General features: G+C 68.8%; 20 protein-coding genes. 12 read left to right on the top strand and 8 right to left on the bottom strand.

Annotated elements, in window-relative coordinates; genetic code table 11:
• Positions 1 to 10: 10 nt before the first annotated feature.
• The 8 genes from VLK31_RS34195 to VLK31_RS34230 are packed head-to-tail and all read left to right on the top strand — an operon-like array spanning position 11 to position 7,224.
• Positions 11 to 418, top strand: coding sequence for a 5-carboxymethyl-2-hydroxymuconate Delta-isomerase (locus VLK31_RS34195; RefSeq protein ID WP_409172941.1), 408 nt, complete (start codon positions 11 to 13; stop codon positions 416 to 418).
• Between the two features lie 12 nt (positions 419 to 430).
• Positions 431 to 1,234 (top strand): 2-oxo-hept-4-ene-1,7-dioate hydratase, encoded by an 804-nt coding sequence (gene hpaH / locus VLK31_RS34200; RefSeq protein WP_409172942.1) that lies wholly within the window; start codon positions 431 to 433, stop codon positions 1,232 to 1,234.
• A gap of 10 nt (positions 1,235 to 1,244) precedes the next feature.
• Positions 1,245 to 2,078, top strand: a complete 834-nt coding sequence (hpaI, locus tag VLK31_RS34205) for a 4-hydroxy-2-oxoheptanedioate aldolase (RefSeq protein ID WP_409172943.1) — start codon at positions 1,245 to 1,247, stop codon at positions 2,076 to 2,078.
• A gap of 30 nt (positions 2,079 to 2,108) precedes the next feature.
• Positions 2,109 to 2,579 carry an ester cyclase gene (locus tag VLK31_RS34210; protein WP_409172944.1) on the top strand — a complete coding sequence of 157 codons (471 nt, stop codon included), beginning with the start codon at positions 2,109 to 2,111 and terminating at the stop codon, positions 2,577 to 2,579.
• A 37-nt stretch (positions 2,580 to 2,616) separates the two neighbouring features.
• The gene (ilvD, locus tag VLK31_RS34215; RefSeq protein WP_409172945.1) at positions 2,617 to 4,353 is read left to right on the top strand and encodes a dihydroxy-acid dehydratase; all 1,737 of its coding nucleotides are present in this window, start codon (positions 2,617 to 2,619) and stop codon (positions 4,351 to 4,353) included.
• Positions 4,354 to 4,388: 35 nt separating this feature from the next.
• On the top strand, positions 4,389 to 5,381 hold the full coding sequence (locus VLK31_RS34220) for a Bug family tripartite tricarboxylate transporter substrate binding protein (protein ID WP_409172946.1): 993 nt from the start codon (positions 4,389 to 4,391) through the stop codon (positions 5,379 to 5,381).
• Positions 5,382 to 5,399: 18 nt separating this feature from the next.
• Positions 5,400 to 6,227: a class II aldolase/adducin family protein gene (locus VLK31_RS34225; protein ID WP_409172947.1), complete on the top strand. Its 828-nt coding sequence runs from the start codon at positions 5,400 to 5,402 to the stop codon at positions 6,225 to 6,227.
• Positions 6,228 to 6,246: 19 nt separating this feature from the next.
• Positions 6,247 to 7,224, top strand: coding sequence for a 2-dehydropantoate 2-reductase (locus tag VLK31_RS34230; RefSeq protein WP_409172948.1), 978 nt, complete (start codon positions 6,247 to 6,249; stop codon positions 7,222 to 7,224).
• A gap of 60 nt (positions 7,225 to 7,284) precedes the next feature.
• Here VLK31_RS34230 and VLK31_RS34235 read toward each other — a convergent pair whose 3' ends face one another.
• From VLK31_RS34235 to VLK31_RS34245, 3 genes are all read right to left on the bottom strand, one after another.
• The gene (locus VLK31_RS34235; RefSeq protein ID WP_409172949.1) at positions 7,285 to 8,103 is read right to left on the bottom strand and encodes a hypothetical protein; all 819 of its coding nucleotides are present in this window, start codon (positions 8,101 to 8,103) and stop codon (positions 7,285 to 7,287) included.
• A gap of 103 nt (positions 8,104 to 8,206) precedes the next feature.
• On the bottom strand, positions 8,207 to 9,334 hold the full coding sequence (locus VLK31_RS34240; RefSeq protein WP_409172950.1) for a serine hydrolase domain-containing protein: 1,128 nt from the start codon (positions 9,332 to 9,334) through the stop codon (positions 8,207 to 8,209).
• Between the two features lie 10 nt (positions 9,335 to 9,344).
• Positions 9,345 to 10,313: a DMT family transporter gene (locus VLK31_RS34245; RefSeq protein ID WP_409172951.1), complete on the bottom strand. Its 969-nt coding sequence runs from the start codon at positions 10,311 to 10,313 to the stop codon at positions 9,345 to 9,347.
• A 96-nt stretch (positions 10,314 to 10,409) separates the two neighbouring features.
• Between VLK31_RS34245 and VLK31_RS34250 the strand changes: the two genes are divergently transcribed.
• Positions 10,410 to 11,414, top strand: coding sequence for a LysR family transcriptional regulator (locus VLK31_RS34250; protein WP_409172952.1), 1,005 nt, complete (start codon positions 10,410 to 10,412; stop codon positions 11,412 to 11,414).
• Here VLK31_RS34250 and VLK31_RS34255 read toward each other — a convergent pair.
• Together VLK31_RS34255 and alr are read right to left on the bottom strand one after the other, a co-directional pair.
• Positions 11,368 to 12,123: a hypothetical protein gene (locus VLK31_RS34255; RefSeq protein WP_409172953.1), complete on the bottom strand. Its 756-nt coding sequence runs from the start codon at positions 12,121 to 12,123 to the stop codon at positions 11,368 to 11,370. The two genes, VLK31_RS34250 and VLK31_RS34255, sit on opposite strands and share 47 nt — an antisense overlap.
• Positions 12,120 to 13,229 (bottom strand): alanine racemase, encoded by a 1,110-nt coding sequence (alr, locus tag VLK31_RS34260; protein WP_409172954.1) that lies wholly within the window; start codon positions 13,227 to 13,229, stop codon positions 12,120 to 12,122. Before alr ends, VLK31_RS34255 begins: the two co-directional genes overlap by 4 nt.
• Positions 13,230 to 13,409: 180 nt before the next feature.
• Between alr and lplT the strand changes: the two genes are divergently transcribed.
• The 3 genes from lplT to VLK31_RS34275 all read left to right on the top strand — a co-directional run bounded on the left by lplT (position 13,410) and on the right by VLK31_RS34275 (position 16,253).
• A complete protein-coding gene (gene lplT / locus VLK31_RS34265; RefSeq protein ID WP_409172955.1) occupies positions 13,410 to 14,714 on the top strand; it encodes a lysophospholipid transporter LplT in 1,305 nt (434 codons plus the stop codon).
• 137 nt (positions 14,715 to 14,851) lie between these two features.
• Positions 14,852 to 15,751: a DMT family transporter gene (locus tag VLK31_RS34270; RefSeq protein ID WP_409172956.1), complete on the top strand. Its 900-nt coding sequence runs from the start codon at positions 14,852 to 14,854 to the stop codon at positions 15,749 to 15,751.
• Between the two features lie 10 nt (positions 15,752 to 15,761).
• Entirely contained in the window at positions 15,762 to 16,253 is a 492-nt protein-coding gene (locus tag VLK31_RS34275) for a glutathione peroxidase (RefSeq protein ID WP_409172957.1), read from the top strand.
• A gap of 36 nt (positions 16,254 to 16,289) precedes the next feature.
• Here VLK31_RS34275 and VLK31_RS34280 read toward each other — a convergent pair whose 3' ends face one another.
• The 3 genes from VLK31_RS34280 to glcE all read right to left on the bottom strand — a co-directional run bounded on the left by VLK31_RS34280 (position 16,290) and on the right by glcE (position 19,199).
• Positions 16,290 to 16,727, bottom strand: coding sequence for a carboxypeptidase regulatory-like domain-containing protein (locus tag VLK31_RS34280; RefSeq protein WP_409172958.1), 438 nt, complete (start codon positions 16,725 to 16,727; stop codon positions 16,290 to 16,292).
• Positions 16,728 to 16,839: 112 nt separating this feature from the next.
• A complete protein-coding gene (gene glcF / locus VLK31_RS34285) occupies positions 16,840 to 18,069 on the bottom strand; it encodes a glycolate oxidase subunit GlcF (RefSeq protein ID WP_409172959.1) in 1,230 nt (409 codons plus the stop codon).
• Between the two features lie 23 nt (positions 18,070 to 18,092).
• On the bottom strand, positions 18,093 to 19,199 hold the full coding sequence (gene glcE, locus VLK31_RS34290; RefSeq protein ID WP_409172960.1) for a glycolate oxidase subunit GlcE: 1,107 nt from the start codon (positions 19,197 to 19,199) through the stop codon (positions 18,093 to 18,095).
• Positions 19,200 to 19,384 lie beyond the last annotated feature (185 nt).

A 19,384-nucleotide genomic window follows, 5' to 3' on the forward strand; every position in this document is an offset into this window, starting at 1 on the left:
GAGACCCACAATGCCCCACCTGGTGATTCTTTACACGCCCAACATCGAGGCCGAGACCGACATGTCGGCGCTGTGCCGCACGCTGGCCGACACCATGCTCGCGCAGCGCGACGAGGCCGGCAAGCCGGTGTTTCCCATCGGCGGCACGCGCGTGCTGGCCTACCCGGCCGCGCACCACGCGGTGGCCGACGGCCAGGCCGACTACGCCTTCGTGTACCTCAACCTGCGCATGGCCGCGGGGCGCTCGGAGGCCGTGAAGAAGAAGGCCGGCGACGACCTGCTGAGCAACGTGCGCGCGCATTTCGCGCCGATCTTCGCGCAGCGCCCCATCGGCATCACCCTGCAGATCGACGAAAGCCCCGGGCAGGTGTACGACGGCAAGCACAGCAACCTGCACCCCCTGTTCAACAAGACCTGAACGAAGCCACCCATGCTCTCCCAAGCCACCATCGCCCAACTGGCCGCCGAGCTGCACGAAAGCGAAAAAACGCGCGTGCAGGTCGAGCATTTCTCCAAGCGCTTTCCTGAGATGACCATCGAGGACGGCTACGCCATTTCGCGCGAGTGGGTGAAGACCAAGATGGCCGAAGGCCGTGTCGTGAAGGGCCACAAGATCGGCCTCACCTCGCGCGCCATGCAGCAGTCCAGCCAGATCGACGAGCCCGACTACGGCACGCTGCTGGACGACATGTTCTTCGACCAGGGCGGCGACATTCCGTTCAAGCGCTTCATTGCGCCGCGCGTGGAGGTGGAGCTGGCCTTTGTGCTCGGCAAGAAGCTGCAGGGTCCGAACGTGACCATCTTCGACGTGCTGGCCGCCACCGACTACGTGGTGCCGGCCATCGAAATCATCGACGCGCGCATCGAGCAGTTCGACCGCCACACCAAGACCATGCGCCGCGTGTTCGACACCATTGCCGACAACGCGGCCAATGCCGGCATCGTGATGGGCGGGCGGCCGGTGAAGCCCGACGCCGTCGACCTGCGCTGGGTGAGCGCGCTGCTCTACAAGAACGGCGTGATCGAAGAATCGGGCGTGGCCGCGGCCGTGCTCAACCACCCGGCCACCGGCGTGGCGTGGCTGGCCAACAAGCTCGCGCCGTGGGACGAATGCCTGGAGGCCGGCGAGGTGGTGCTGGGCGGCTCGTTCACGCGCCCCACCACCGCCCTGCCCGGCGACACCTTCCATGCCGACTACGGCCCCCTCGGCTCCATCGCCTTCCGTTTTGTCTGAAAAGAAAACCATGCACACCCCTCTCAACACCTTCAAGCAGGCCCTTCAATCGGGCAAGCCCCAGATCGGCCTGTGGGTCGGCATGGCCGACGGCTACGCGGCCGAGATTCTGGCCGGCACCGGCTACGACTGGCTGCTGGTCGACGGCGAGCACGCGCCCAACGACGTGCGCTCGGTGCTGGCGCAACTGCAGGCCATTTCCAGCGCCTGGTCGGCGCAGCCCGAGGCCGAGCGCTCGCACCCGGTGGTGCGCATTCCGGTGGGCGACACCACGCTGATCAAGCAGTACCTGGACATCGGCGCGCAGACGCTGCTGGTGCCGATGGTCGACACGGCCGAGCAGGCCGCGCGCCTGGTGCAGGGCATGCGCTACCCGCCCGAAGGCATCCGCGGCATGGGCAGTGCGCTGGCGCGCGCCTCGCGCTGGCAGGCCTACCCCAACTACCTGCACGAAGCCAATGCGCAGACCTGCCTGCTGGTGCAGGCCGAGACGGTGGAGGCGATGAAGAACATCGACGCCATTGCGGCCACGCCGGGCGTGGACGGCGTGTTCATCGGACCGGCCGACCTGTCGGCGTCGATGGGCTTCGTGGGCCAGCCCAACCACCCCGAAGTGCAGGCGGTGATTGCCGACGCCATCGCGCGCATCCTGAAGGCCGGCAAGGCGCCGGGCATTCTGTCGACCACCGAGGAGCAGGCGCGCAAGTGGCTCGCGGCCGGCGCCTTGTTCGTGGCGGTGGGGGTGGACACCATCGTGCTGGCGGCGGCGGCGAAGGAGTTGCTGGCGAAGTACAAATCCAGCAAGGCCGACAAGTCCGACAAACCCGCGCCCAGCGGCTATTGATTTCCTTCTTTCACACCGGAGCACCCTTTGATGCAACGCACCACCCTGGCGGCCATGGCCGCAGCCGCCGCCCTGTTCCTTACCGCCTGCGCCCCCATGGCCCCTGGCAAGCCAGGCACCACCGCCCAGCAGGAAGCCAACCGCCAGACCGTGCTCGCCTTCTACGAGAAGGGCCTGAACCAGAAGGACGCCGACGCGGCCCTGCAGTACGTGGGCAACCGCTACGTGCAGCACAACCCCACGGCGACCGACGGCCCCGAGGGCTTTCGCAAGTTCGTCGCGTTCATGCGCGAGAAGTTTCCAAACTCGCGCAGCATCATCAAGCGCAGCTTTGTCGAAGGCGACTACGTGATCCTGCATGTGAACGCGGTGCGCGAGCCGGGCACGCGCGGCAGCGCCATCGTGGACATCTTCAAGCTGGAGAACGGAAAGATCGTCGAGCACTGGGACGTGGTTCAGCCGGTGCCCGAAACGGCCGCGAACAACAACACGATGTTCTGAGCCTTCTTTTGACCACCCGCCAGCCCACGCCAGCCCGATGACCACGCCCACCGACCCGAAGCCCCCGCGCTTTCGCTCCGCCACCATCCGCGAGGGCACCATCCGCGCGACCACGCGCAGCTTTCTGCATGCGCTGGGTCAGGACGACGAGGACATCGCGCGCCCGCACATCGGCGTGTTCCATACCGGCGGCGAAATGAGCCCGTGCAACCTGAACCTGCGCGAGCAGGCGCAGCACGCCAAGACCGGCATCTACGCCGGCGGCGGCACGCCGCACGAATGCCCGGTGGTGTCGGTAAGCGACGGGCTCACCATGGCGCATTCGGGCATGCGCTTCTCGCTGATCTCGCGCGAGCTGATCGCCGACAGCGTCGAGGCTTCCACGCGCGGCCACCAGTGGGACGGCATCTTTGCCATCGGCGCCTGCGACAAGAACCTGCCGGGGCTGATGATGGGCATGGTGCGCTGCAACGTGCCCAGCGTGTTCGTGCACGGCGGCTCGGCGCTGCCGGGCCAGATGCCGGGGCCGGACGGGCGCGACCTGAACGTGGTCGACACCTACGAGACCATCGGCAAGGTGCTGGCCGGCACCGCCACGCATGAAGAACTCGAGGCCATGAGCCGCGCCTGCCTGCCCACGGCCGGCGCCTGCGCGGGGCAGTTCACGGCCAACACCATGGGCATGGTGTCGGAGGCGCTGGGGCTGGCGCCCATCGGCTCGAGCATGGTGCCTGCCGTGTTCAGCGAGCGCGCGCCGCTGATGCGCCGCGCCGCAAAAACGCTCATGAAGGCGGTGATGGGCGACAGCCCGCTGCCGCGCGACATCGTCACGCGCAAGGCGCTGGAAAACGCCTGCGCCGTGGTGTCGGCCACCGGCGGCTCGACCAACGCCGCGCTGCACCTGCCGGCCATTGCGCACGAGGCGGGCATCAAGTTCCACCTGGACGACGTGGCCGAGGTCTTCGCGCGCACGCCGCTCATTGCCGACCTGCGCCCGGGCGGCCAGTACCTGGCGCGCGACGTGTTCTACATCGGTGGGGCCGGCGTCATTTTGCGCACGCTGCTGGAGCAGGGCTTTCTGCACGGCGACGCGCTCACCTTCACCGGCCGCACCATGGCCGAGGAACTGGCCGGCGCGCTGGCGCCCGACGGCCGCGTGGTGCGCGAGGCCGGCAACCCGATCACGCGCGACGGCGGGCTGGCGGTGCTCAAGGGCAACCTGTGCCCCGACGGCGCGCTGCTCAAGACGGCCGGGCTCAAGGGGCTGGTGTTCCGTGGCCCGGCGCGCGTCTTCAACTCCGAGGAAGAAGCGCAAACGGCCGTGCAGAACCGCCGCTACGAAGCCGGCGACGTGATCGTCATTCGCAACGAAGGCCCCCGGGGCAGCCCCGGCATGCGCGAGATGCTGGGTATTACCGCGCTGCTCTACGGCCAGGGCATGGGCGACAGGGTGGCGCTGCTGACCGACGGGCGCTTCTCCGGCGCCACGCGCGGCCTGTGCATCGGCTACGCGGGGCCCGAGGCGGCCGACGGCGGCCCCATTGCGGCCCTGCGCGACGGCGACGTGATCGCCATCGACGCGCGGGCCGAAGCGCGCAGCATTTCGGTGGAACTGACGGCGGACGAAATTGCGTCGCGGCTTGCCGCACGTGAGGTAAACGCGGGGGCGCCAAAGGGCGGTTTGTTGGAAAAATACGCGCTCACCGTGCGCCCTGCCTACCAGGGCGCCGTGACCCACTCGGGCGCGGTCACCTGGCTGCGCGACGAGTCTTGAGCGACCACAACAACCGTCCGGAGAGAGACAACACCATGAGCTTCACACGCCGCCACATCCTGCAGACCACCAGTGCCTCGGCCTTGATGGCCAGCCTGGGCCAGAACGTCTTCGCGCAAGCGATGAACATCGAGACCGCCTCCATCGTCACCGGCTTCGCGGCCGGCGGCACGTCGGACACCACCTGCCGGCGCCTGGCGCTCAAGCTCAGCCCCGAATACGCCAAGACCGCCGTGGTGGAAAACCGCACCGGCGCGGGCGGCCAGATTGCCGTGAGCTACGTGAAGGGCCGACCGGCCGACGGCAGCACCATCCTGCAGACGCCGACCTCGATCCTCACGATCTACCCGCACATCTACAAGAAGCTGCCGTACGACCCGATGGTCGACATCACGCCGGTGAGCCTGGCCTGCATCTTCGACTTCGGCTTTGCCGTGGGCCCGGCCGTGCCGGCCAGCGTGAAGACGGTGCCCGAATTCCTGGCCTGGGCCAAGACCCATCCCGATGGCGCCAACTTCGGCTCGCCGGCCGCGGGCTCCACGCCGCACTTCATTGGCGCGCTGCTGGGCAAGAAGGGCGGCGTGGAGCTCAAGCACGCGGCCTACCGCGGCACACAGCCGGCCATGCTCGACCTGCTGGGCAGCAACATCTCGGCGGTGTCGGGGCCCATCGGCGACATCACGCAGCATCTGCAGTCGGGCAAGGTGCGCATCCTTGGTGTGTCGGGTGCCAAGCGCAACCGCTTCGCGCCCGATGTGCCCACCTTCGGCGAACAGGGCCTGAAGGACATGGCGCACAGCGAATGGTTCGCCTTCTTCCTGCCGGCCAAGGCCTCGCCCGAACTGGTGGCCAAGCTGAACACGGCCATGAAGAACGCGCTGGCGCAGAAGGACGTGATCGACGGCCTCGGCACCTTCGGCCTGGAAGCGATGTCTTCCACGCCCACCGAGCTGAGCGAACTGTTGAAGAAAGACACCGCCAAGTGGGCGCCGATCGTGAAAGAGGTCGGCTTCACCGCGGAGGGCTAACCCCATGAAGGAACTGCAATGAACACACTCGCCACCCCCACGCCGTTGTCCACGCCTTCGGCGCTGGTCCAGCCCTCGATCCATCCCGACGAGCGCGCCGCGCGCGAGGAGCTCGCGGCCTGCTACCGCGTGTTCGCGATGCTGGGCTGGGTCGAGATGATCTACAACCACATCACGGTGCGGTTGCCCGACAGCGTGACGGGTGGCACGGCGAGCGAAGGAGCCCGTAGGTCTCCGCAGTTCCTCATCAACCCCTTCGGCCTGCACTACAGCGAAGTGACGGCCAGCAATCTGGTGAAGATCGACCTGCACGGCAAGGTGCTCGACGGCTCCACGCACAAGGTGAACCCGGCCGGCTTCGTGGTGCATGCGGCCATCCACGACGGCCTGCCCGGCGCGCACTGCGTGATGCACACGCACACCACCGCCGGCGTGGCCGTGGCCTGCCTGCAGGGCGGCCTGCAGCAGACCAACTTCTACACCGCGCAACTGCACGGCATGGTGGCGTACCACGACTTCGAGGGCATCACCATCCATGCCGACGAAGGCCCGCGCCTGCTCAAGAGCATCGGTGAGCGCAACGCGGTGATCCTGCGCAACCACGGCCTGCTGGCCTGGGGCCAGACGCTGCCGCAGACATTTGCGATTCTGTGGACGCTGCAGCGCGCCTGCGAGATCCAGATGGCCACCTTCTCGATGGGCGCGGCCATTCCGGTGAGCGAAGAAATTGCCCAGCGCTGCACGCGCGACGCGCTGCAGTTCAGCCCCGAGCACGGTGCCGGGCAAGACGTGTTCAATGCGCTGGTGCGGCAGGTGGACCGCATCGACCCCACATACCGCAACTGAACCTGAAACGACAGACCTCATGAAGATTTGCATTTACGGCGCCGGCGCCATTGGCGGCTGGATCGGCGTGAGCCTGGCGCAAGCCGGCGAGCGACTGAACGTGGTGGCACGCGGCGCCACGCTCGAGGCGCTGCAGCGCGACGGCCTCAGCCTGATGCGTGGCGACGTTCGCACGCGCGTGCCCGTCAACGCGGTGGCCGACCCCGCCGAGCTTGGCGTGCAGGACCTGGTGGTCATCGCCGTGAAGGCGCCCGCGCTGGCCGGCGTGGCCGAGCGCATCGGCCCGCTGATCGGCGCGGACACGATCGTGTTGGTGGCAATGAACGGCGTGCCGTGGTGGTTCCTGGAAGGCGGCTTCGGCGGCGAGATCACGGGGCACCGGCTCGCGGCCGTGGACCCCGAAGGCGCCATTGCCAGAGCCATTCCGTCGCGCAACGTGATCGGCTGCGTGGTGCACGCGAGCTGCTCGCTCGACGCACCGGGCGTGGTGCGGCACCACTTCGGCAACGGGCTGATCGTGGGCGAGCCGTCGGGCGAGGCCACGCCGCGCGTGCAGAAGCTGGTGGCGCTGCTCAAGAGCACCGGCATCGACACCACGCTGTCGCCGCAGATTCAGAAGGACGTGTGGTTCAAGCTGTGGGGCAACATGACGGTGAACCCCATCAGCGCGCTCACCGGCGCCACCACCGACCTGATCATGGCCGACGACTACGTGCGCGGCTTCATCTCGGCGGTGATGCTGGAGGCCAAGGAAATCGGCCGGCGCATCGGCATCGAGATCACGCAGAGCCCCGAAGACCGGCATGCGGTCACGATGAAGCTGGGCGCGTTCAAGACCTCGATGCTGCAGGACGTGGAAGCCGGCCGCTCGGTGGAGCTCGACGCGCTGGTGACGGTGGTGCGCGAGTTGGGCGAGCTGACCGGCGTGGCCACGCCGTTCACCGATGCGCTGCTGGGGCTGGCGCGCTTGCGCACGCGGCAGCTCGGGCTGTATTGAGGCGCTGACCGGTCGCGGGCTGCCGCCTGGCAGCCCTTGAAGCGTCGGCGAGCCGCGCAGTTACCAGAACTTTTCAGGCGTCGCGGACAGCGCCGCGGTGCAGGCCGCCACGGCCTTTGCACGCTCCTGGCGCAAGTGCTGCCAGTCGTCGGCCTGCCACTGGGCCCACGCGACGGGCTCCGACTGGTAGAAGCATTCGGCCGGCGGGCGCATGAAGCCCGCACGGCCAAGCTGGGCGCCGAACTTCAGGCGGAACAGCTCGTCGGAACCCAGCAGGTTCTCGTACACCAGGTGCCACGGGCCCGGCAGCAGCGGCGTGTCGGCTTGCGCCTGGACCTTGGCCGCATCCGCGATCTCCTCGGGCGTGGAGCCGTCTGTCAGGGCGAGGGCGTGCGCGGCTGCGGCGCGCTTGCGGTAGATGTCGGTGGCGACCTTGCTGAGCGTGTCGGTCAGGTCGCTGATGGCCGGGTTGACGCCGAGCGGGTCGTCCTGAAGCGCCGCGAGCGTGGTGCCGCCGAGGTCGTCCTTCGAGAAGCCCTGCACGCCCGCGCCACCCGCCAGCACGGCGAAGGCGACGTTCAAGGCGACCTGACCGGCGACACGGCCGACGGTGTCCTCGCGGCGCACGACGCGAAGCTTTTCGATGCCGGGCTTGTAGACGCCGAGCTTGAAAAGCACGCGGGTCTGCGGCGCGGCGGGCACGGTGGCAGTGGACGTTGTGACGGGAGCCTCTGCGACAGGCGCCTCCCCGACGGGTGCCTCCGCGGTGCGAGCAAGCGGTGCCGACGCGTCCGGCTCGGCGTGCGCCACGAAACCCAGCGCGGCCAGTGCGAGGCCGCAGGCGTGCAAGGCTGCACGATGTTTTTTATTCGAGATCATGTGAACAGAATTCCTCCGGCGCGGATTGTCTGCGCACGCCGCCCGGCATGGCCGGTTCACAGTTGCAGGCCGGCGCAGCCCGCTCGCACTTTCCGCAAATCCATCACGCCAGCGCGCGCCGGATCACCCCCACCGCCCGCAGCGTGCGCGCTGTGGCGATCGCGTCGATCGGCTGGTTCTGCGACGACAGCTTGGCAATGACCAGCTCGTTGCGCGGGTCCACGAACAGGTGCTGTCCGTGGATGCCCATGGCAAACAGCATGCCGGGCGCGTCGTCGACCACGTACCAGCCGTTGCGGTAGCGCATGCGCATGCCCGCGAAGCCGGCCGCGAACTCGCCCTGGTTCCAGGCCTCGGCATCGCCGCCGTGCCACATGTCGTCGATCCAGCCCGCGGGCACCACCGCGCGGCCGTCGGCCGCCTTCCCGCCCTGCACCACCAGCCAGCCCACGCGCGCCAGATCGCGCGCGGTGGCGCACAGCCCGCCGGTGCATCGGGCCGAGCCCTTCGGGTCGACGGTGATGTACGCCGCGTCTTCAGCGCCCAGCGGCGCCCACAGGTGTTCGCTGGCCAGTGTGGCAAACGGCCGGCCCGCCACGCGCTCCATCACGAGCCCCAGCAGGTCGGTGTTGGCCGACGTGTACTTGAACGGCCCGCCGTGTGGCGCATGCGTGGCCGTGGTGGTCTCGAAGAAGGTGCGCAGGTCGGACTGCACCGCGCCGGGCGGCGCCGGGTCCCAGCCGGTGGACAGGCGGTAGGCCTCCAGCGCCTGTGCGTCCAGGGCCACGCCGGTGCGCATGTCGAGCAGCTGCTGCACGGTGGCGCCTTCGAAGGCAGTGCGCGCCAGCTCGGGCACGATGTCCGACACAGGCGCCGCCACGTCGAGCAGGCCCGCGCCGTGCAGCGTGCCGGCCACCAGCCCCACGACCGACTTGGTCGCCGACATGAGGATGTGCGGCGTGTGGGCCGTCATGGCGCCGTCGTAGAACTCGTGCACCACGCGGCCCTTGTGCAGCACGACGAAGCCGTCGGTGCGGGTGAGCTGGTGGAACTCGGCCAGGTCGAGCGCGGCAAGCTCGGTGGGGAAAGGCGCGGCGCGGGCCGGGTCGTTGGCAATGTCGGCCACGGGCACGATCTCGCGCACATGCTGGAAGGCCCAGGTGCTGTGCGGCCGGGTGCGCCAGTTGGTGTGGTCTGCGGCGGGGCGTGGGGCTTCGGTGGGTTGGTCCATGCCCTCTAGTCTAGGGAGCGCGGGCCGGGCGATCCATGCGCGCAACGACCGAATTCTTCGTCGATCGTTCGCGCGGCGCCAGCGTGACCCACCACGCGGCCGCCACGATGAGCAACCCGCCCGCCCAGCCCCACGGCCCGATGCGCTCGCCAAAGCCGTACACCGCAATCAGCGCGCCGAACACCGGCTCGCTGCCCATCAGCAGCGACACCCGGCTCGGGCTGGAGCGAGACGCCGCATGGTTCTGCGCGAAGAAGGCGAACACCGTACACAGCAGCACCAGGTAGGCCATGCCCCACCAGAACGAGGCGGTGGCGGGCGGCAGATGCCAGGCTCCTTGGCCTGCTGTGGCAGGGGAAGCCACCAGCGCGATCAGCGCCGCGCCCAGCGCCATCACGCCCGCCTGCACGGCGGTGAGCGTCAGCGCCGGCAGCGTGTGTCGCCCGGCCAGGCGCCGCGTCATGCAGACCATGACGGCGCGCAGGAACGCCGCGACAACCATCAGCCCGTCGCCCCAACTCACCGACATTTCGGCCGGCGACGTGGCCGACAGCATGGCCGCGCCCAGCGCCGACAGGCCCGCCGCCCAGAACATGCGCCGCGCGGGGCGCTGGCCCAGCAGCCACCATTCGACGAAGGGCGTGAACGCCACGCACAGGCTGATGAGGAACGCGGCATTGCTGGCCGTGGTGAGCGACACGCCGAAGGTCTCGCACACGAAGATGGCCAGCAGGTTGGCGCCCAGCAGACCGCCCACCGCCAGGCCCTGGCGACGTGTCGTGTTGCGGGAACTGAACAGCGGCCCCAGCGCGGGCAACAGCACCAAAAAGGTCAGCCCGAAGCGCAGCGCGATGAACTCCAGCACCGGCAGCTGCTGCGTGGCCTCTTTGGCCACCGCATAGCTGCCGCCCCACACCGCCGCCACCAGCAGCAGCATGAGTTCCGCCGCGCCGATGCCGGCCCACTTTCTTGACTTCATACTGTCTACCCGCTTCAACAACAACACACAAGGGCTGGATTGTTCGGGGCATCACACGCTCTGCACAGCCATCCGCCGGAACAGGACTATTGCGCCGTGGGAACGAATTCATTTCTCAACGTGCTGCCGCAGATGGTGACCTTCGTGCGGGTCGCCGAGCTCGGCAGCTTCTCGGCCGCGGCCGACCTGCTGGGCATCACGCCCTCGGCCGCGAGCCGGCAGGTGAAGCGGCTGGAGAAAGAAATAGGCGTGCAGCTGCTGCAGCGCACCACGCGCCAGCTGCGGCTGACCGAGGCCGGTGCCGAGGCCTTCGCGCGCTGCCGCGAACTGGTGCTGGCGGCGCAGGGCGCGATGGACGTGGGCGCGCAGTTCGCGAGCAAGCCCAGCGGGCTGGTGCGCATCAGCGCGCCGAAGGCCTTTGCGCGGCGCGTGCTGCATCCGCACGTTCTTTCGTTTCTGCAGCGCTACCCCGAGGTGGATGTGCAGCTCATCGTGAGCGACCGCGACGTCGACCCGATCCGCGAAGGCGTCGACCTGGTGGTGCGGCTCACCACCGAGCCGCCCGAAGGGCTGGTGGCACGGCCGCTGATGGCGGTGGCGCACATTCTGTGCGCCACGCCGCGCTACCTGACGCGGCACCCGGCCATTGCGCACCCCAGCGACCTCGTGGCGCACAGCTGCCTGTCGCTGGGCGAGCATGAGCGGGACAACCACTGGCGTTTTCGCAGGCAAGGGGAGCAGGACGCCGAAGTCGTCGTGCGCGGGCGCTACATCTGCAACCACAGCGAGGTGCGGCTCGAAGGCGCGCTGGCCGACCTGGGCGTGGCCTGCGTGCCGGCCTTCATGGCGCGCGAGGCGCTGCACGCGGGCGAGGTGCTGCGCGTGCTGGCCGACTGGGAGTTTCAGGGCAACTACCAAGGCCACGCGTACATCCTGTACCCGCCGAACCGCTTCACCGCGCCCAAGTGCCAGGTGCTGGTCGATCACCTGCGCGAGGCGCTGGGCGGCACGGACGGCACTGACCGCACTGACGTCACCGACAACGGGCCCGGGCTCAGTGCCTCTTCAGCAACACGCGCACCGCCTCGGGCAGCGAGTTGACCTGCGGCATGAAGTGGTCGAGCAGCGCGCCCAGTGCCACCGCGCAGACCACCGCGCCCAGCAGCGGCTTCCAGGTGAGCCGCACGGCGGCCATGAGCCAGCCTTCGCGTGCCACGCGCACCGCGGCGCGCGCCGACACATACGAGAACGCGACTTCGACGGCCACGGCCAGCAGCGCGTCCCAGCTGAAGTACAGCAGCACCAGCGAGCCCGCGCCCAGCACCACGGCCGTGCAGATCAGAAAGATGGCGACCACCGGCACCACGATGACCGCGCCTTCGTCGGCCGCGCCGGCCACGTCGAGCGCGCCGCTGGCCATGTCGGAGAGGCCCCCGCCGGCACCGCTTTCGCCAGCGCTCGCGTGGCTGTGCGCGCCCCCTCCACCGCTTGCGCCGCGCCCACCGCCGAAGTCGATGTCGGGCGCATCGATGTCCGCGTTCAGCTCGCGCCCTTCGACCAGCCGCTTTGCCCACCAGCGCAGCACCAGCAGGTAGCCCAGATACCCCACGCCCAGCGTGAGGAAGTAGCGCACCGCCAGCGAGTCGACATGCAGCAGGTGCATCTGCAGCGCCGACACGCACCACATCAGCAGCAGCGTGAAGCTGCCTATCAGGATGCCGTGCGTGCGCAGGCTGTAGTTGCGGTGCAGGTCGCGCTCGACCTGCGTTTCCCAAAGGCGCACGGAGCGCCAGTTGGACAGGACCTTCATTCGCCTTCGGTGGGCGCCGGGGCCGCGAACGGCACGCGCTGTGCCACGGCGCACATGAGCTCGTAGCCCACGGTGCCGGCTGCCCGCGCGACCTCGTCGATGGGCAGCACCGCGCCGGTCTTGACCGACTTGCCCCACAGCGTGACCTCGCTGCCGAACCTGGCGCCGGGCACGTTGGTGAGGTCGACGGTGATCATGTCCATGCTCACGCGGCCCACCATGCGGGTGCGCACGCCGTTCACCAGCACCGGCGTGCCGGTGGTGCAGTGGCGCGGGTAGCCGTCGGCATAGCCGACCGCCGCAATGCCGATGGTGAGCGGGCCTTCGGCCGTGAAGCTGGAGCCGTAGCCGACGGTGTCGCCGGCCTTCAGCGTCTGCACCGAGATGAGCTGGGTCGACAGCGTCATGGTCGGCTGCAGCTGCCAGTGCGCCGCGTCGTGCTCGGGAAAGTCGGGCGCGCTGCCGTACAGCACGATGCCGGGGCGCACCCAGTCGCCACGCGCAATGTCGGCGTGGCGCAGGGTGGCGGCGCTGTTGGCAATGGAGCGTTCGCCCGGCAGGTCGCGCGTGACGCGCTCGAAGGCCTCGACCTGGTGAGCAATGCCGCGGGTGCCGTCGGCGTCGCTGAAGTGCGTCATGAGCGAAATTTCGTCGACCTGCGTGAGCGCGTTCAGCCGGGTCCAGGCGGAGCCGAAGCGCTCGGGCGTGAAGCCCAGGCGGTTCATGCCGGAGTTCATCTTCAGGAACACGCGCTGCGGCTTCAGGGTCTTGTGGGCGGCGAGCATGTCGATCTGCTCGTCGCAGTGCACGGTGTGCCACAGGTCCAGGCGCGAGCACAGCTCCAGGTCGCGCGCGTCGAACACGCCCTCCAGCAGCAGCACCGGGCCGCGCCAGCCCAGCGCGCGCACGCCTTCGGCTTCGGCCAGGTCGAGCAGCGCAAAGCCGTCGGCGCCGCGCAGGCCTTTATAGACCCGCTCGATGCCATGGCCATAAGCGTTGGCTTTCACCACCGCCCAGACCCGGGCGTCGAGGGCCGAGCGGCGCGCCCGGTCGAGGTTGTGACGCAGGGCGTCGGTGTGCACGGTGGCAAGAATGGGGCGCGGCATGGGACTGTGCGAACTCTTGGGGGAAAATGCAGACCACGTTTTAGCATCTTCGGGAATGGGGTCGAACACCGTGGGGATGCCTAATTTGGCGCCACACCCCCATGCTATAACCGCCCATTCGCCCACCAGGCGACACTTTTTCACTACCGCCAGCAGACCCTCTGGCCAGCCAGCCCATCGATGAAGCGCGGTTTCTACACGATCATGTCGGCCCAGTTTTTCTCGTCGCTGGCCGACAACGCACTTTTCGTTGTTGCAGTCGACCTGATGCGAAGTTCGGGCGCACCCGAATGGCAACGCGCAGCACTGGTGCCTATCTTCGCGGTGTTCTACGTGGTGCTTGCGCCCCTCGTAGGCGCCTTTGCCGACGCGCTGCCCAAGGGCCGGGTCATGTTCGTCAGCAATGCCATGAAGGTGGTGGGCTGCCTGATGATGCTGTTCGGCTCGCATCCGCTGCTGTCGTATTCCATCGTGGGGCTGGGCGCGGCGGCCTACTCGCCGGCCAAGTACGGCATCCTCACCGAGCTGCTGCCGGCGTCGCAACTGGTGAAGGCCAACGGCTGGATCGAGGGGCTCACCATCTCGTCGATCCTGCTGGGCATCGTGCTGGGCGGCACGCTGGTGGGGCATGCGGTGTCGAGCCGGCTGCTGGCCTTCGACATGCCGTTCGTCGACACCGGCGTCAACACACCGGCCGAAGCCGCCATTGCGGTGCTGATCTTCGTGTACGCGCTGGCCGCCTGGTTCAACACCCGCATTCCGCACACCGGCGTCGAAATGCGTCCGCTGCGCTCCAACCCCGAGCAGAGCATGGCGCGCAACATCGCCGCGCTGCTGCCCGACTTCTGGCACTGCAATTCCCGCCTGTGGCGCGACCGCCTCGGCCAGATCTCGCTGGCCACCACCACGCTGTTCTGGGGCGCGGGGGGCAACCTGAAGTACATCGTGCTGGCGTGGGCCTCGCTGGCCCTGGGCTACAACACCACCCAGGCGTCGGCGCTGACCGGCGTGGTGACCATCGGCACGGCCGTGGGCGCCATCGTGGCGTCGATGTACATGCGGCTGGACATGGCCACCCGCGTGATCCCCATGGGCATTGCCATGGGCTTGATGGTGATCGGCATGAACTTCATCGGCAACATCTGGCTGGCAGTGCCGTTCCTGGTCATTCTTGGCGGCCTGGGCGGTTTTCTGGTGGTGCCGATGAACGCGCTGCTGCAGCACCGCGGCCACAACCTGATGGGCGCCGGCCGTTCCATTGCCGTGCAGAACTTCAACGAGCAGGCCTGCATTCTTCTGCTGGGCGGCTTCTACAGCGTGTGCACGGGCCTGGGCCTGTCGGCGTACGGCGCCATCAGCGCCTTCGGCCTGGTGGTGGCGGGCTGCATGTGGCTCATCAAGCGCTGGCACGAGAACAACCTGAAGAAGTACCCCGAAGAAGTCGAACACCTGCTCGCCATCGCCCGCAGCGACAAGCACCACTGACCTCCCCCAGGCTGCGCGCACTTCGTGTCGCTGCGCCAACCCCCTTGCCGGGGGCAACAGCTGCGGCCCAGCGAAGCCGGTTCCGCGGTGTTCCTTGAAAAAACGCGGTCTCCGCCCCCGTCACCGTCTTCGCCCCCATGCCCGCGCTCGCCCTCGTCTTCAACGCCTTCGTCTGGGGCGTTTCCTGGTTTCCGTTCCGCCAGATCGCCAGCCACGGCCTGCACCCGCTGTGGACCACCTGCCTGATCTACCTGGCCATTGCCGTGCTGATGGGCCTGGTGCGGCGGCAGGCGTGGAAAGGCTTCGCGGCATTTCCGATGCTGGCGGTGCTGGGCCTGGCGGCCGGCTTCACCAACGTGGGCTTCAACTGGGCCGTGACACAGGGCGACGTGGTGCGCGTGGTGCTGCTGTTCTATCTGATGCCGCTGTGGAGCGTGCTGCTGGGCTGGCTGCTGCTGGGTGAGCGGCCGAGCGCCGGCGCTCTGGCGCGCGTCGCCTTGGCGCTGGCCGGCGTGGTGGTGGTGCTGAAGGCGCCGGGCACCGACTGGCCAGTGCCCTCCAGCCTGCCCGACTGGCTGGGCGTGGCGGCAGGCTTCGGCTTTGCGGTGACCAACATCACGCTGCGGCACCTGCGCGCGGCGCCCGGTGAATCGCGCGCGCTGGCGATGTTCTGCGGCTGCACCGTGGTGGCCGGCGTGGCGGCGCTGAGCGGCACCGCGATCGGCGCCATCGATTCGCCCGCGCTCGCGTCGCCGGGCTGGCTCGGCTGGGCCGCGCTGCTGGGCACGGGCTTCGTGATTGCCAACGTGTGCCTGCAGTACGGCGCGGCGCGAATGGCGGCGGCAGCCACCTCGGTGATCATGCTGTCGGAGGTGCTGTTTGCCAGCGTCTCGTCGGTGGCGCTGGGCGCGGCCACCATGGAGCCGCGCATCCTGGCAGGCGGCGCGCTGATCGTGGCGGGCGCGGTGTGGTCGGCGTTTGCGCGAACGACCGTGCGGGGAGATGATCGGGCCCCCCGCGTTACTTCCGCTCACTGAGGACATCTCCATGACCAGCGTCTACGACTTCGAAGCCAATCAGATCGACGGCAAGCCGGTGAAGCTGTCCGACTTCAAGGGACAGGTGCTGCTGATCGTGAACACGGCCAGCAAATGCGGCTTCACGCCGCAGTTCGCCGGGCTGGAGGCGCTGCACGAGAAGTACGCCGCGCAGGGCCTCACGGTGCTGGGCTTTCCGTCGAACCAGTTCGGCGCGCAGGACCCGGGCAGCAATGAAGAAATCGGCGCCTTCTGCACCAAGAACTACGGCGTGAGCTTTCCGATGATGGAAAAGATCGACGTCAACGGCGGCAACGCCGCGCCGCTGTACAAGTGGCTCACCAAAGAAAAGCCGGGTCTGCTGGGCAGCACCGGCATCAAGTGGAACTTCACCAAGTTTCTGGTCGGGCGCGACGGCGCGGTGCTCAAGCGCTATGCGCCGCTGGACACGCCCGCGTCGCTCACGCGCGATGTGGAAGCGGCGCTGGCGGCCGCGGCCTGAGATTCAACGACGCGTTTTGAACGCGTCAACCGCGCCTTAAAAACGAAAGTCCGCCGTCTTCGAGCCCCCGCCCACAGTCACGGTCTGGCTCTTCGGCGTGCCGCCCGGCGCGGCGGCATCGATCACGTAACGGCCGTTAGGCAGGTCGACCAGGCACACCGGACCGTCGGCGCGAAACGCCAGCGCCGCCGCGTTGGTGGCGTCGCCGCCCTTGATCGTCACGTCCACGCTCGCCATGTACGCGCCATCAGCGCGCGCGAACAGCAGCGCCAGCGGATGCGCCTTCATGGCCGAGCGCATGGCCGTCGATTCGTCGGAGCCGATGCCGCCGCACACATAGCGCGCGGCACCCGCGCCCTGCCAGGGCGGCATGGCGCCTTGCGCCTGCGCGGCCATGGCCGTGGCGGCGCACGCACCGGCGAGCAGCGCGCGGCGCAGGGCGGAAGAAACGAGGGGTACGAAAACGGAAGACATGGCGCGAGCTCCTTGCAAATACGGTGGCGCCATGATGCGCCGCACGCCCGGTTTGCGCGAGTCGGACCGCGCCCTTCCTCGCTGTGCGCGCAGACCCTGCGCTGTGTGCCGATCAGGGCTTCAGCGCCGCATCCAGCAGCTCCACCCAATGCCGCACCGGCGTGTCGCCGCTGCCGCTTTGCAGGTGCGTGATGCAGCCGATGTTGGCCGATGCGATGGTGGTGGGCTGCAGCTGCTTCAGGTGGCCCAGCTTGCGGTCGCGCAGCGGGTAGGCCAGCTCGGGCTGCAGCACCGAGTAGGTACCGGCCGAGCCGCAGCACAGGTGCGATTCGTTCAGTGCCACGCGCATGTCGAAGCCCAGCGCGCGCAGGTGCGTCTCTACACCGCCGCGCAGCTTCTGGCCGTGCTGCAGCGTGCACGGCGGGTGGTAGGCCACCACGCCCGCGGGCGCCGTCACGCGGGCCTTCAGCGCGGGCACCAGCTCGGGCAGCAGCTCGCTCAGGTCGCGCGTGAGCTCGCTGATGCGCGCCGCCTTCAGTGCGTAGGCCGCGTCGTGCTGCAGCAGGTGGCCGTACTCGCGCACCGTGACGCCGCACCCCGAGGCGTTCATGACGATGGCCTCGACCTCATTGCGTTCCACCAGCGGCCACCAGGCGTCGATGTTCGCGCGCATCTGCGCCTTGCCGCCTTCCTGGTCGTTCAGGTGGAACCGCACCGCGCCGCAGCAGCCCGCCTCTTTCGCAATGACGGTCTGGATGCCGGCCGCGTCGAGCACGCGCGCGGTGGCGCTGTTGATGTTGGGCATCATCGACGGCTGCACGCAGCCCGCGAGCATCAGCACCTTGCGCGCGTGCGTGCCGGTGGGCCAGGTGCCCGCGTTCTGCGTGGCAGGCACCTTGGCCTTCAGCGCCTCGGGCAGCAGGCCGCGCACGGCCTGGCCGAGCTTCATGGCGGGGCCGAAGAGCGGCGACGGCAGGCCTTCTTTCAGCAGCCAGCGCTTGGCGGATTCGGCCGCGGGGCGCGGCACTTTGCGGTCGACGATCTTGCGGCCGATGTCCACCAGGTTGCCGTACTGCACGCCGCTGGGGCAGGTGCTTTCGCAGTTGCGGCAGGTCAGGCAGCGGTCCAGGTGCAGCTGCGTGCTGCGCGTGGGCTGCTGGCCTTCGAGCACCTGCTTGATGAGGTAGATGCGCCCGCGCGGTCCGTCGAGCTCGTCGCCGAGCAGCTGGTACGTGGGGCAGGTGGCGGTGCAGAAGCCGCAGTGCACGCACTTGCGCAGGATGGCCTCGGCCTCGCGGCCTTCGTCGGTGCCTTGGAATTCGGGGGCGAGCGCGGTTTGCATGTGGGTGCTTTTTTTGTCGTGGTTTACGTGGCGGCGAGCAGGCGGCCACGGTTGAAGATGCCCTGCGGATCGAACTCGCGCATCAGCGCGCGATGAATGCGTTCGATGGGCGCGCTCAGCGCGTCGAAGCGCGGCACCTGGCTGCGCGCGTTCGCACCGGGCACCCGGAACAGCGTGGCGTGGCCACCGGCGGCGCGTGCGATGTCGCGGATGCGCGCGGACTGATCAGCCGGCGCCTTGTACCAGCGCTGGCCGCCGTGCCATTCGATCAATGGCGCCACGCCGTCGAGCGCAAGCACCGGCGCGGTCTGCGGCACCGACAGGCGCCAGAGTGCATCGATGCCGTCGCTGGTGGAAAACCACGCTCGTTGCTGGTCGCGCAGCGACAGCCAGTCGGCGGCGGCGCGCGTGTTGTCGTGGCGCTTGCCGCCCAGGTGCGCGCAGGCGGCTTCGACCGCCGCCACGGCGCCGCGCAGGCGCAGATGGAGCATGCCGACGCCCGCGTCCTCAGCCCAGCAGCTCGCGTTCAGCGGCAACGGCCGGCCGCCCCATTCGTTCAGCAGGCGCAGCGCGTCGGCCTGGTTGCACGCAAACGCCAACGTGGCCTCGGCGGGCGCCACGGGCAGCACCTTGAGGCTGACCTCGGCGATCACGCCCAGCGTGCCGAGCGAGCCTGCCAGCACGCGCGACACGTCGTAGCCCGCCACGTTCTTCATCACCTGTCCGCCGAAGGTCACGACCTCCGCGCGGCCGTTGATCAGCGTGGCGCCGAGCACGTAGTCGCGCACCGCGCCGACGCTCGCCCGTGCCGGGCCGCTGAGCCCCGCCGCGACCATGCCGCCCACGGTGCCGTTACCGTTACCGTCGAAGCGTGGTGGCTCGAACGGCAGGCACTGGCCCTGTTCCGCCAGCGCGGCTTCGAGTTCCGCGAGGGGCGTACCGGCGCGCACGGTGACGACCAGTTCGCTGGGCTCGTAGCTTGTGATGCCGGCGAGCGCGGTGGTGTCGAGCAGTTCGCCCTGCGGTGCCTCGCCGTAGAAGTCCTTGGTGCCACCGCCGCGGATGCACAGCGGTGTGGCGTCTGCTGCTGCGGCGCGGACGCGTTCGACGATGTGGTGGAGTTCTGTCATCTTTTGCGATGTCTCATTTGTGTTTTGTCGCAGGGCGTGTTTTGAGGCTTGTCATTCGGGGCGCGTGCACAGGCCGCCGGGTACTCCCCTCCGCGAATGTCCCCCGGCCTGCGGCCTCCTCCTGATATTGTTTCCACCGCTCCCGTAGCGCTGAAGGGAGCCCGTTCGGTGGACCCTGTTCTCCT

The organism is Variovorax sp. H27-G14, from assembly GCF_046156345.1.
Taxonomy (GTDB): Bacteria; Pseudomonadota; Gammaproteobacteria; order Burkholderiales; family Burkholderiaceae_C; genus Variovorax.